Raw genomic sequence first — 12,793 nt, forward strand, 5'->3', positions numbered from 1 at the left:
CGCGGGCACCATCCAAGTGCCGGCACCCGCCGGCGGGCGCCGACCGCAGGCGAAAGGAGGCCGGCCCTGATGCGCCACCCCCTGTCCCGGGCGGCCGACCCGGACGCCGGCTGGCTCTCCGCCGTCATGCGGCTGGTCTTCGTCCTGCTGCTCGGCACCTCGCTGACGCGCTACCTGACGCACCACCTCGCCAGCCCGCTGACGCCGTGGGTGATCGCGCTGAGCCTCGCCCTCGCCGCAGGCCACCTGTCCGGCCTCTCCGAGCGCCGGCCGGCCTGGCTGGCGGCGGTGCTGGGCTCGTGGGCGGTGCTGGTGCTGATGGCGCCGAGCTTCGCCTGGTGCGCCGTCCCGCTGGTGTACACGGTGCTGCGGGCGTTCCCGCCCCGGGCGGCGATCCCGCTGGTGACGGTGCTCACCGCGCTGGTCATGGTGGCCCAGGCCCGGCTGCCGGGCGCCGATCCGACGCTGGTGCTGCTGCCGCCGGCGGTCGCCGCGCTGGCCACCGCGGTGTTCCTGTACATGCAGCGGCAGGGCGCCCGGCAGCGGAAGCTGATCGTCGACCTGATCCGGGCCCGGCGGGAGCTGGCCGCGGTGGAGCGCCGCCAGGGCGCGCTGTCCGAGCGCGAGCGGCTGTCCGTCGAGATCCACGACACCCTCGCCCAGGGCCTGTCCAGCCAGCAGATGCTCCTGCAGGCCGCCGAACTCGCCTGGGAGCAGGACACGGCAGCCGCCCGCGGCCACGTCCGGACGGCCGCCGCGATCACCGCCCGGAACCTCACCGAGGCCCGCCGCTTCGTGCACGACCTCGCCCCGGCCGACCTCGCCGAGCAGGGCACCCTGGAGGCCGCGCTGGCCGCCCTGGCCGAGCGGGAGGCGGCGGAGAGCGGCCTGCCGGTCCGCTTCCAGCTGGACGGCAGCCCGGTGCCGATGCCGGCCGCCGCGCAGTCCGCGCTGCTGCGGATCGCCCAGGGCGCGCTGGCCAACGTCCGGGAGCACGCCCGGGCCCACCGCGCCTCGATCACGCTCTCCTACCTGGGCGACCAGGCGGTGCTCGACGTTGCGGACGACGGCCGCGGCTTCACGCCGTCCCTCGGCGGCCCCGGCGGCCCCGGCGGGCGCGACCCGGCCGTCCCGGGCGGCGGGCGCGGCCACGGGCTGCCGGCGATGCGGGCCCGCCTGAGACAGTTGGGTGGCACGCTCACCGTCGAGTCGGCCCCGGGCGACGGCACCGTGGTCTCGGCGGCCGTCCCGCTGGAGAGCCCACCGGAGGTCCGCTGACAGCACGCCGCCCCGCCCCGCACTATGCCGCACCACCGCACCGCCGCCGCAGGAGGGTCCATGAACGACAACGACCGGGTCAGACTGCTCATCTGCGACGACCACGCGATGGTCCGGGCCGGGCTGCTGGCGCTGCTCTCCAGCGACGGCGCGATCGAGGTGGTCGGCGAGGCCAGCACCGGCGAGGAGGCCGTGGCGCTGACCGCCCGCCTGCAGCCCGACGTGGTGCTGATGGACCTTCAACTCGGCGACGGGATGGACGGGGTGGAGGCCACCCGGCGGATCCTGGCCGGGCCGGGCGACAGCCACGTGCTGGTGCTGACCACCTTCGACACCGACGCCGACATCAGCCGGGCCATCAACGCGGGCGCGACGGGCTACCTGCTGAAGGCGGAGCGCCCGGCCGAGCTGTTCGCCGCGATCCGCTCGGCCGCGGCGGGCCGGCCGGCGCTGTCCCCGCCGGTGGCGTCCCGGGTGATGGCCCGGATGCGCTCCCCCCTGCCCCAACTCACCGACCGTGAACAGGACATCCTCGACCAGCTCGGCCACGGCCTGGGCAACCGGGAGATCGCCCGGGCGCTGTTCATCAGCGAGGCGACCGTGAAGACCCACCTCGGCCGGATCTACGCCAAGCTCGGCGTGGACACCCGCTCCGGCGCGGTCGCGATCGCCAAGGAGCGCCGCCTGCTGCGCTGACCGAACCGGGCGACGGCCCACCCCCCGGACAACTGAAGATCGATCGGACGCGTCCGAAGCCTTGCCACGCACAGTGAGCAGAAGTCAGTATTCCTACCGGCCGGTAGACCTGACGGGACATCGGCCCCGGAGAACGCAGAACTGGCTGGAGCGGGTGTGGCGGCGCCCGGCACGGCAGATGTGACGCGAACGCGCAACATGCGCGCAACCCTCCGCTCACCCTCTCCTCGCCGACCCGTCGTCCGAGGACGAAACGGTTTGGCCGGAACCAACGTCATGAAAGGCGGACGCGCACCATGCCGACCGCATCAAGCCCACCCGAGCCGCGGCGCCGTCTCGGCGAGCACGGGCTCGCCTGGGCGTTCCTGCTGCCCTCGGTAGTGGTCTTCGCCCTCTTCATCCTGTATCCGCTGGGGCGCACCTTCTACCTGAGCGCGCACGCCAACGACCTGTTCGGCGCGCCCTCCCGGTTCGTCGGGATGAAGCACTACACCGACCTGTTCGCTTCCGCCGACTTCGGCCGCACCCTGGTCACCACCGGGCTGTTCGTACTGTTCACGGTGGTCCCCGGGGTGCTCGGGGCGCTGCTGCTGGTGCTGCTGATGGAGAGCCGGATCCGCGGCGTCCGACTGCTGCGGTCCGCCTTCGCGCTGCCGTTCGCGTTCTCGGTGGCGAGCGCCTCGGTGGTCTTCTCGGTCTTCTACAACCCCGCCAGCGGGGTGCTCAACGGGCTGCTGTCGCACGTCGGCCTGGGCCCGGTGGGCTGGCTGACGGACTCCCAGTACGCGCTGGTCTCCATCGCGATCTCCACGATCTGGATGAACCTCGGCTACAACGTGCTGGTGCTCTCCGCGGGCATCGGCTCGATCCCGGGCGAGATCACCGAGGCCGCCCGGCTGGACGGCGCGTCCGGCCTGCGGCTGGCCCGGTCGATCACCGTGCCGATGCTCGGCCCCAGCCTGTTCTTCCTGGTGGTGATCTCCACCGTGAACGCGCTGCAGAGCTTCGGCCAGATCCACATCCTCACCAAGGGCGGCCCGGACGGCGCCACCCGCACCCTGGTGTACTCCGTCTACGAGAAGGCGTTCGCCTACGGCTCCAGCGACTTCGGCACCGCCAGCGCGCAGGCCGTGGTGCTGATGGTGGTCGTGCTGTGCTGCACGGCCGTGCAGTTCGGAGTCCTGGAGCGGAAGGTGCACTACGCATGACCACCCTCGCCAAGACGCCCGCCGTCGCCGACCCCGCCCGCGCCGCCCGCCGGCCGCTGCACCTCCGCTCCCTGCTGGGCCGCGCCGGGGTCTACGCGGTACTGGCCGTGGCCGTGCTGACGGTCGTCTTCCCGGTCTACTACGTCTTCGCCGGCGCCTTCATGCGCCCGGACGAGATCGCCAGCTACCCGCCGGCGATGGTCCCGCACTCGGTCACCGGGGACAACTTCTCCGGCGCCGTGCACGCCATCCCGCTGGTGCGCCAGTACGGCAACTCGATGCTGGTGGCGGGCCTGATCACGGTGGCGCAGCTGTTCACCTCGGTGCTCGCCGCGTACGCCTTCGTGTTCCTGCCGATGCGCGGGCGGTCCGTGGTGTTCGGCCTGTTCCTGGCCACCCTGATGGTGCCGTGGGAGGCCATCATCATCCCCAACTACCTGACGCTGTCCGGCTGGGGGCTGGGGAACACCTACTTCGGCCTGGTGCTGCCGTTCCTGGCGTCCGGGTTCGGGACGTTCATGCTGCGGCAGTCGTTCCGTCAGTTCCCGGGCGAGCTGCGGGACGCCGCCCGGATCGACGGGGCGGGCCACTGGCGCTTCCTGTGGCGGATCCTGGTGCCGCTGAACAAGCCGGCCCTGGCCGCGCTCGCCATCTACGTGTTCCTGTCCTCCTGGAACCAGTACTTCTGGCCGCTGATCATCACCCGCACCGCCAACATGCAGACCCTGCAGATCGGTCTGTCCTCGCTGCGGGACTCCGAGATGGCCGATCCCGGTCTGATCCTGGCCGGCGTGGTGCTGTCGCTGCTGCCCACGCTGGCGCTGGTGCTGTTCGGCCAGCGGTTCATCGTCCGCGGTCTGACTGCGGGCGCGGTCCGCTGACGGCGGATCACCTCCCTCGTACGAAACACCGCTCCCGGTACCCACCCTCGCAGAAGAGAGAGAACCCGTGAAGAGAAGTGCCCGCGCGCTCGCCGCACTGCTGGTGTCCGGCCTGGCCCTGACCGCCTGCAGTTCGAGCGGCTCCGGCGGCTCCTCCGACGACTCCGGCGCCCCGGCCGCCTCCGCGCTGGACCAGGCGTCCGGCGTGACCACCGTCGAGTTCTGGCACTCGATGACCGGCAAGAACGCCGACGCGCTGACCGCGCTGGTGAACCAGTTCAACGCCGCGCACCAGGGCAAGATCGAGGTCAAGCCGCTGTTCCAGGGCACCTACGACGACCTGATCGCCAAGTACAAGGCCTCGGTGCAGCAGAAGGCCACGCCCGCGGTGGTGCAGGTCTACGACATCGGCAGCCGCTTCATGGTCGACTCCAAGCAGATCGTCCCGGCGCAGGCCTTCGCCGACAAGGACGGCTACTCGCTGGACGACCTGCAGGCGAACATCCGCAACTACTACACCTTCGGCGGCAAGCTGCAGTCGATGCCGTTCAACTCGTCGATGCCGCTGCTGTACCTGAACGACGACGCCTTCAAGGAGGCCGGCCTCGACCCGGCCAAGCCGCCGACGACGCTCGCCGAACTCGGCGAGATGGCGCAGAAGTTGACCAAGAAGGACGACAGCGGCAAGACCGTCCGGTACGGCTTCGGCGCGGCCATCTACGGCTGGTTCGTCGAGCAGCTGCTGGCCGAGAACGGCGCGCTGTACTGCGACTCCGACAACGGCCGCTCCGGCAAGGCCGGCAAGGTCACCTTCGACTCCGCCAAGGGCGCCGAGATCGTCCAGTGGTGGGCCGACCTGGTCAAGGGCGGCTACGCGGCCAACACCGGCCGGCAGACCCCGGACGCGCAGGCCGCGTTCAAGGCCGGCACGGTCGCCATGCACCTGGAGTCCACCGGCGTGCTGCGCGGCTACACCGAGGCCGCCAAGTTCACCGTCGGCACCGCGCCGTTCCCGAAGACCGCCGCCGGCGACCAGGGCGGCCCGGTCATCGGCGGCGCCTCGCTGTGGATCTCCGGCCCCGGCCACTCCGACGCCCAGAAGCGCGCCTCCTGGGAGTTCGAGAAGTTCCTCACCGCCCCCGAGCAGCAGGCCGTCTGGCACACCGGCACCGGCTACTTCCCGGTCAACTCCAAGGCCCTGGAGCTGCCCGCCGACAAGGAGTGGGTCGCCAAGTACCCGCAGTTCCGGACCGCGATCGACCAGCTGAAGGGCACCAAGCCCACCCAGGCCACCGCCGGCTGCGCGCTCGGCGTCATGCCGCAGGCCCGCAAGGGCGTGGAGACCGCGATCGAACAGACCATCGCGGGCACCAAGACCGCCCAGCAGGCGCTGACCGACGCCGCCAAGGAGCTCCAGCCCGCCATCGAGAGCTACAACAGCTCGGTGGGCTGACCCGCTGACGTCGAAGGGCCCGGCTGCCGTACGGCAGCCGGGCCCTTCGGCACGAGAGCGATCCGCGCCCTCGGGCGCGGAAAGTGAAAGGCGGCGGACGAGTCGGCCTGTACGCCGGGTTCTGTCTCCCGGGTTGCTTGCGCGGCCCGGGGAGGCGGCCATCCATCTAGGGCTGCCGTTGCCGACAGCCTCGTGCGGTCTACCCGCGAATTCGGGCGAGCAGCCCTCGAACATCCGCGCACGACACCCGAGGGTGTCGATCTTGACCTTGCTCCGAGTGGGGTTTACCTAGCCGGCCGAGTCACCTCGGTCGCTGGTGGTCTCTTACACCACCGTTTCACCCTTACCCGCCGCCGAAGCGGTGGGCGGTCTGTTTTCTGTGGCACTGTCCCGCGGGTCACCCCGGGTGGGTGTTGCCCACCACCCTGCTCTGTGGAGCCCGGACGTTCCTCGGCGGGCCCCCAGAAGGGACCCGACGCGACCGCCCGGCCGGCTCGTCCGCCGTAATGGTCATGGTAGCCGCTCCACGGACGGTCCCCGTACGCCGCCCGGCACCCGGTCGAAGCGGGCCGCCACCAGGGCCGCCGTCCCGGCCGCCCACCGGGTGGTGGTGACCAGGCCGAGGGCGAACACCGTCAGGCCCAGGCCGGCGATGATCCACCAGCCGGTGTGCGAGGCCGCCGCGAAGTCGCCGGCCGAGGCGACCGCGCCGGCCACCACCGTGCCGATCACCGCGACGCCCAGCGACTGGCCGACCTGCCGACTGGTGGAGGCCACCGCGGCGGCCACCCCGGCCTGCGCCAGCGGCATGCCGGAGACCGCCGAGTTGGTGATCGGCGCGTTCACCATGCCGAAGCCCAGGCCGAACAGCGCGTACGCGGGCAGCAGCAGGAACGCCGAGGAGTCGGCCGTCAGCCCGGTCAGCAGCACCCCGCTGGCGGCGATCGCCGCACCGGCCACCAGCAGCGGCAGGCGCGGGCCCCGGCTGCCGACGATCCGGCCGGACAGCGGGGCGGTCAGCAGCGTCAGCCCGGCCATCGGCAGCGTCCACAGGCCCGCCACCACCGGGCTGTAGTGGCGCACGTTCTGCAGGTACAGGGTGTTCAGGAACAGGAAGCCGGCCAGCGCGGCGAACGCGCACACGGCGGTGACGGTGGCGCCGGTGAACGGGGCGCTGCGGAAGAACCGCGGGTCGATCAGCGGGTCCGGCACCCGCCGCTCCCAGAACGGGAACACCAGCAGCGCGACCAGCGCGACGGCGGCCGGCGCCAGGATGACCGGCGAGGTCCAGCCGCGGCCGGGCCCCTCGATGATCACGGTGGTGCCACAGCCCAGCAGCAGCACCATCAGCAGTTGCCCGACCGGGTCCAGCCGGCGGGGCCGCGGCGACCGGGACTCCGGGACGTGGCGGTACGTCAGCACGAAAGCCGCCAGCCCGACCGGAATGTTGATCAGGAAGATCGACGGCCAGCCGGCGCTGTCCACCAGGAACCCGCCGATCAGCGGCCCGAGCGCCATGCTGACGCCGATCACGCCGCCCCACACGCCGATCGCCTGCGCCCGCTCCCTCCGGTCGGTGAAGGTGTTGGTGATGATCGACATCGCCACCGGGTTGAGCATCGACCCGCCGACCGCCTGCACCGCGCGGAACGCGATCAGCCAGCCCAGGCCCGGGGCCAGGCTGCACAGCAGCGAGCCGAGCACGAACAGCACCAGCCCGGTCTGGAACACCCGCTTGCGGCCGATCCGGTCGGCGACCGAGCCGGAGAGCATCAGCAGCGAGGCCAGCACCAGCGTGTAGGCGTCGATCACCCACTGCAGGCCGGAGGCGGACGCGCCCAGGTCGTGCTGGATTGCGGGCAGCGCGATGTTCACCACCGTGTTGTCCAGGCCCACGATGAACAGGCTCAGACAGCAGATGGCCAGGACGAGAAGCCGGTGACGGCGGTCGGTGACAGCGATCGATCGGCTCATTCCCCGATCATCGCACCGGCTCCGGCCGCATTCGAAGGCGGTTGTGCGCCAGGCACCAGCGCGAACCGGACGGTCCGGGTGACCGGGTCGGCGAGCGTGAGCCGGACGGTCACCCGGCGGCCCAGCGGCAGCCGGTCCGCCGCGTCGCACTTGGCGACCACCGCCGGCCGGCGCAGCTGCACCGTGCCGACGGTGGGCCGGCGCTCGTCCACGTCGATCACCACCGCCGGGAAGTCCTCGCCCTCCCGGCCGCGCAGCAGCTCCGCCTCCACCAGGTCCACGCAGGCCCGCTCCACCTCGTGCGCCCGGCGGTCACCGCCCTCCAGCAGCCCGGGCACCAGCGGCAGCGCGTCCCGCACCCAGCCCGGCACCTCGACGCCGCCGGCCACCGCCAGGCAGATCTCCAACGCGTACCGGTCGCCCAGCCGGCGCAGCGGCGCGGTGCAGTGCGCGTAGGGGGCGGCGAGCGCGGCGTGCCCCGGGTCGGCGGGCGGGACGGTGCCGCGGGCGGTGTCGAACGCGTGGTAGCCCGCGCCGCGCAACAGGCCGGTGCACTCGTTCAGGAACGCGGCGTCGGCCGTGCGGGCCGGGTCGAGGGAGCGGACCAGCTGCGGGTAGGGCAGCCCGTCCGGCCACGGCACGTCGAGCGCGGCGGCGACCCGGCGCAGCCGCGCGTACGCCGACTCCGGGGCGGCGGGGAGGGTGCGCAGCAGACCGACCCCGGCGTCCAGCATCAGCTCGGCGGCGGCCATCCCGGTGAGCAGCGAGAGCTGCGCGTTCCAGCCGTCGGCCGGGCGCGGCGCGCGGTAACCGAGCCGGTAGCCGCCGTTCACGGCCGTCACCTCCTGCTCGGGGATCGGCAGGCTGACCCCGCCGCGGGCCTGCTCCTGCGCCTCCCGGAGCCGGCCGATCTCGGCGAGCAGGGCCAGCTGCCCGTCCGCGCGGCCCGCGTCGATCCGGCCCTGGACGGTGGCGTAGTCGAGGCGCCGACGCGAGCGGACCTGGGCGCGGCGCAGGTCGGCCAGCACCAGCGCGCCGTCCGCGTCCAGGTCGAGCTGCCACAGCAGCGCGGGCCGCAGCTCGCCCGGCAGCAGGCTGGCCGCGCCCTCGGAGAGCCGGGCCGGGTGCAGCGGAACGTTCCCGTCCGGGAAGTACAGCGTCTGGACGCGGCGGCCGGCCTCGGTGTCGATCGCACCGCCCGGGGAGACGAAGGCCGCCACGTCGGCGATCGCGTAGTGCACCCGGTAGCCGCTGCCCCGGCGGGCCAGGTGCATGGCCTGGTCGAGGTCGCGGGAGCCCGGCGGGTCGAGCGTGAACAGGTCGAGATCGGTGGCGTCGAACTCCGGCAGCCGCGGCAGCGAGGCGGCCCGCTCGGCCTCCGCGAGCACCTCCGGCGGCCAGTCGGCACGGATCTCCAAGCGGCTTCTGAGGTCGGCGAGTTCGGTGTTGATCCTGGCGGTCTGGGCGGCCCGGACGCTGAAGTGTCGGCGCGGCATGGTCGCAGCGTAAGACGCAGTAGCGTGGTCGACGCACCGGACCGGCCATGAAGCCGGTTGTGGCGCACGGGGTTTGGCCGTGGGAAGGGGCAGGCCGTGACAGGTCGGACGGACATCCGGCAGGGGGCAGCGGCGGAATGCCGGTGCTGCGGAAGCAGGACGGACACGACCGGGGACGGCCGCGGGGTACGGGCCACGGCGGTGGCCGTCGCGGGCACACTGGCCGCGCTGGGCGGACTGCACGCGGTCTGGTCGCGCTCGCCGTGGCCGTGCCGCGACCGCGACCGGTTCGCCGACCTGGTGGTCGGCGTCGCCCCCGAACAACTCCCCTCCGCGCAGGCCTGCCTGGGCGTCGCCGGCCTGCTCGGCACCGCCGCCTACCTGGTCGCCGCCCGCGGCGGAGCACTCCCCGCGATCGGCTCCCGCCGCCTCCGCACCACCGGCACCGCCACCGTCGCCGGCGTCCTCCTGACCCGCGCCCTCGTCGGCCCCCTCGCCTTCGCCCACCGCACCCCCGCCTTCGTCCACCTCGACCGCCGCGTCTACGCCCCCCTCTGCCTGGCCCTCGGCACCGGCGCAGCAGTGGTCGCCGCCCGCGGAAAGTAGCCCCGGGGCCCGACACGGGCGGACCACGGCACACAACACACGACCTGTGAACGGCCGCAGCAGGCGCGCCCGAACCCGCGATTCGGGGTGCCGGCCCGCAGGTCGTTAGGGTTGTCGGGGTTCGGTGTGGGTCGTTGAAAGGTGTTGCCGTGCTGGTTCTGCTGCCGCCGTCGGAGGGGAAGGCTGCGCCGGAGGCGGGGGTTCCGGTCGAGGTGGCGGGGCTTTCGTTGGCGGGGCTGGGCGCGGCGCGGCAGGAGGTGCTGGCGGCGCTGGTGGGGCTGTGCTCGGGGGACGAGGAGCGGGCCGCCGAGGTGCTGGGGCTGAGCAAGGGGTTGCGCGGGGAGGTGGCCAAGAACGCGGGGCTGCTGACGGCGGGGGCGCGGCCGGCCGGCGAGGTGTACACGGGGGTGCTGTTCGACAACCTGGGTCTGGCGAAGCTGGACGAGCGGGCGTACGCCCTTGCGGAGCGTTCGCTGCTGGTGTTCTCCGGCCTGTGGGGTGCGGTGCGGATCAACGACCGGATTCCGCCGTACCGCTGCGCGATGGGGGTGAAGCTGCCGCCGCTGGGCGCTCTCGGCGCGTACTGGCGGGCGGCGATGGACGGCGTGCTGCCGGCGGAGGCCGGGGACGGGCTGGTGCTGGATCTGCGCAGTTCGGCGTACGCGGCGGCGTGGAAGCCGTCCGGTGAGGTGGCGGGCCGGACGGTGACGATGCGGGTGCTGCAGGAGCGCGAGGTGGACGGGGTGCTGAAGCGTTCCGTGGTCAGCCACTTCAACAAGGCGACCAAGGGCCGGCTGGTGCGCGACCTGCTGGCGGAGGGCCTGGAGCCGTCCTCGCCGGGCGAGTTGGTGGACGCGCTGGAGCAGCTCGGCTACCGGGTGGAGGTCTCGGCGCGCGGCACGGCCCGCAAGCCGTGGCAGCTGGACGTCGTGGTGACGGACGTGCACTGACCGTCCGCCACCACGAGGGTGTCAGCGCAGGTGCGCGGTGTCGTTCAGCAGTCGCAGCGACGCGTTGCCGTCGCTGTAGTACTGGACGGCGCACAGTGAGGCCGCGGAGAGTTCCATCCGGTGCACGGCGTCCGGCGGGGCGCCGAGGGCGAGTCGCACCAGGGTCTTGATCGGGCTGACGTGCGAGACCACCAGGACGGTCTTGCCGGGGTAGCGGGCGAGGATCCGGTCGCGGGCCTGCCCGGCCCGGTGGGCGAGGCTGGTGAGCGACTCGGCGCTGCCGGTGGGCTTGGCCTTGGCGGAGCCGAAGAAGGCGGTCAGGTCCTCGGGGTGACGTTCCATCACCTCGGCGTAGGTGAGGCCTTCCCAGTCGCCGAAGTCGAGTTCCCGCAGGCCCTCCTCGATCCGCACGTCGAGGCCGAGTCGGCGGGCGGCGGCCTCGGCGGTCTGCCGGGTGCGGAGCATCGGCGAGGAGACCACGGCCTGCACGGTGCCGCGGGCGGCGAGCGCCTCGGCAGCGCGTTCGGCCTGCCAGACGCCCTTCTCGGAGAGGCCCGGGTCGGTGCCGGTGCTGCCGGAGAACCGCCGGAGCGGGGTGAGCGGGGTCTCGCCGTGCCGCAGCATCACCAGGGTGGTGGGGGCGCCGAGGTCGGCGGGCGCGGCCCAGCCGGCCCGGGGGGCGGGTGCGGCGGGCAGCGGCTCGTCCACCGCGGGGGCGGGTGCGGCGGCGCGGGGCCCGGGCTCCCACTGGCGGCCCTGCTTGCCGGCGTCCATCGCCTCGTTGGCGAGCCGGTCGGCCTCCTTGTTCTTCTCCCGCGGGATCCAGCTGTACTCGACGTTGCCGCGGGCGGCGATGCCGCGGGCCTCGGCGGCCAGCGGCTGCATGTCGGGGTGCTTGATCTTCCAGCGGCCGGACATCTGCTCGACGACCAGTTTGGAGTCCATCTCGACCAGGATCCGGGCGTCCGGGTCGAGCTCGCGGGCCGCCTTCAGGCCGGCGATCAGGCCCTTGTACTCGGCGACGTTGTTGGTCGCCCGCCCGATGTACTCGGCGGCCTCGGCCAGGATCTCGCCGGTGCGGGCGTCGAGGACCACCGCGCCGTAGCCGGCCGGCCCCGGGTTTCCCCGGGAGCCGCCGTCGGCCTGAACGATGAACTGGGCTCCGGCCACCGGGGTCAGACGCCCGACTCGCCGGTGCGGACCAGGATCCGGCCGCAGTTCTCGCAGCGCAGCACCTTGTCGGCGGGCTCGGCCTTGATCGCGTTGAACTCGGTGATCGAGAACTCGGTGCGGCAGCCCTCGCAGCGGCGCTGGTACAGGCGGGCCGCGCCGACGCCGCCCTGCTGCTCGCGCAGGCGCAGGTAGGCCTTCATCAGGTCGGCGGGGATGACGTTGGCGACGGCCTCGCGGTCGCGGCGGACCTTCTCCGCCTCGCCGTCGATCTCGGCGAACTTGGCGTCGCGGCGGCCCTCGGCCTCGGCGACCACCACGGCGGAGTGCTCCAGGCGGGCGGTGAGCTCGGTGACCCGGGTCTGCGCGGACTCCAGGCGCTCCATCACCTCCAGCACCACGTCCTCCAGGTCGCCCTGGCGCTTGGCCAGCGAGGCGTTCTCGTGCTGGAGGTTCTCCAGGTCCTTCGGCGAGGTGACCGCGCCGGAGTCCATCCGCTGCTGGTTGCGGGCGGACCGGGCACGGACCTGCTCGACGTCCGCCTCGGCCTTGGTCTGCTCGCGGGTGGTGTCGCCGAGCTGGGCCTGGGCGGCGACCACCAGGTCCTTGAGGGCGGTGTGGTCGGCGGTGGCCTTGTCGATCTCGGCGTGCTCGGGCAGGGTGCGGCGCCGGTGGGCCAGCTGGTCGAGACGGGAGTCGATGGCCTGCAGGTCGAGCAGGCGGATCTGGTCGGCGGGCGCGGCGTTCACGCGGGATGGCTCCTGTGTGTGGTTCGACGGGGTGTCAGGGGGTGTACGGCATCGGCGCGTGCGCCGTCCACGGGTCGGTGACCCGGGTGGAGACGCGGGTCTCCAGCGGCCGATCGTGGGCGTCGGCGCGGCCGGAAGTGAATCTGCCGGTGAGCTCGCGGGCGGCGAGCGTGAGCCAGGGCCACTCGGTGGCCCAGTGCGCGGCGTCGACCAGGGCGACGGGCGCCGCCTCGGTGGCCTCGGACGCGGGGTGGTGGCGCAGGTCGGCGGTGAGGTAGGCGTCCACGCCGGCCTTGCGGGCCTCGGCGAGGAAGGAGTCGCCGGAGCCGCCG

12 protein-coding genes and 1 other RNA gene are annotated in these 12,793 nt (G+C 73.2%); 7 read left to right on the forward strand and 6 right to left on the reverse strand.

Annotated elements, in window-relative coordinates:
• Positions 1-69: 69 nt before the first annotated feature.
• The 5 genes from IEZ12_RS01065 (at position 70) to IEZ12_RS01085 (ending at position 5,516) form a co-directional block, all read left to right on the forward strand.
• Positions 70-1,278 (forward strand): sensor histidine kinase, encoded by a 1,209-nt coding sequence (locus IEZ12_RS01065; RefSeq protein WP_189270321.1) that lies wholly within the window; start codon positions 70-72, stop codon positions 1,276-1,278.
• Between the two features lie 60 nt (positions 1,279-1,338).
• Positions 1,339-1,974, forward strand: a complete 636-nt coding sequence (locus IEZ12_RS01070; RefSeq protein WP_189270322.1) for a response regulator — start codon at positions 1,339-1,341, stop codon at positions 1,972-1,974.
• 296 nt (positions 1,975-2,270) lie between these two features.
• Entirely contained in the window at positions 2,271-3,182 is a 912-nt protein-coding gene (locus IEZ12_RS01075) for a carbohydrate ABC transporter permease (RefSeq protein ID WP_043913693.1), read from the forward strand.
• Positions 3,179-4,063: a carbohydrate ABC transporter permease gene (locus tag IEZ12_RS01080; protein WP_043913695.1), complete on the forward strand. Its 885-nt coding sequence runs from the start codon at positions 3,179-3,181 to the stop codon at positions 4,061-4,063. Before IEZ12_RS01075 ends, IEZ12_RS01080 begins: the two co-directional genes overlap by 4 nt.
• Before the next feature lie 67 nt (positions 4,064-4,130).
• Positions 4,131-5,516 carry an ABC transporter substrate-binding protein gene (locus IEZ12_RS01085; protein WP_189270323.1) on the forward strand — a complete coding sequence of 462 codons (1,386 nt, stop codon included), beginning with the start codon at positions 4,131-4,133 and terminating at the stop codon, positions 5,514-5,516.
• 94 nt (positions 5,517-5,610) lie between these two features.
• On the opposite strand, the gene rnpB is transcribed toward IEZ12_RS01085, so the two are convergent.
• From rnpB to IEZ12_RS01100, 3 genes are all read right to left on the reverse strand, one after another.
• Positions 5,611-6,013, reverse strand: an RNA gene (gene rnpB / locus IEZ12_RS01090) — RNase P RNA component class A.
• Between the two features lie 13 nt (positions 6,014-6,026).
• Positions 6,027-7,490: an MFS transporter gene (locus tag IEZ12_RS01095; protein WP_189270324.1), complete on the reverse strand. Its 1,464-nt coding sequence runs from the start codon at positions 7,488-7,490 to the stop codon at positions 6,027-6,029.
• Entirely contained in the window at positions 7,487-8,986 is a 1,500-nt protein-coding gene (locus IEZ12_RS01100) for an RNB domain-containing ribonuclease (protein ID WP_189270325.1), read from the reverse strand. Before IEZ12_RS01100 ends, IEZ12_RS01095 begins: the two co-directional genes overlap by 4 nt.
• 201 nt (positions 8,987-9,187) lie before the next feature.
• Between IEZ12_RS01100 and IEZ12_RS01105 the strand changes: the two genes are divergently transcribed.
• Together IEZ12_RS01105 and yaaA are read left to right on the forward strand one after the other, a co-directional pair.
• On the forward strand, positions 9,188-9,592 hold the full coding sequence (locus IEZ12_RS01105) for a DUF3995 domain-containing protein (RefSeq protein ID WP_189270326.1): 405 nt from the start codon (positions 9,188-9,190) through the stop codon (positions 9,590-9,592).
• Between the two features lie 149 nt (positions 9,593-9,741).
• Positions 9,742-10,542 (forward strand): peroxide stress protein YaaA, encoded by an 801-nt coding sequence (gene yaaA, locus IEZ12_RS01110; RefSeq protein ID WP_189270327.1) that lies wholly within the window; start codon positions 9,742-9,744, stop codon positions 10,540-10,542.
• A 21-nt stretch (positions 10,543-10,563) separates the two neighbouring features.
• On the opposite strand, the gene IEZ12_RS01115 is transcribed toward yaaA, so the two are convergent.
• From IEZ12_RS01115 to IEZ12_RS37495, 3 genes are all read right to left on the reverse strand, one after another.
• On the reverse strand, positions 10,564-11,712 hold the full coding sequence (locus tag IEZ12_RS01115) for a bifunctional RNase H/acid phosphatase (RefSeq protein WP_189270328.1): 1,149 nt from the start codon (positions 11,710-11,712) through the stop codon (positions 10,564-10,566).
• Positions 11,713-11,717: 5 nt separating this feature from the next.
• Positions 11,718-12,461, reverse strand: a complete 744-nt coding sequence (locus IEZ12_RS01120; protein WP_043913702.1) for a zinc ribbon domain-containing protein — start codon at positions 12,459-12,461, stop codon at positions 11,718-11,720.
• A 34-nt stretch (positions 12,462-12,495) separates the two neighbouring features.
• Positions 12,496-12,793 (reverse strand): Nif3-like dinuclear metal center hexameric protein (locus IEZ12_RS37495; RefSeq protein ID WP_229847128.1); only part of this gene is annotated, 298 nt, incomplete at its 5' end.

It is taken from the genome of Kitasatospora griseola (assembly GCF_014648555.1).
In the GTDB taxonomy this organism is placed as follows: Bacteria; Actinomycetota; Actinomycetes; order Streptomycetales; family Streptomycetaceae; genus Kitasatospora; species Kitasatospora griseola.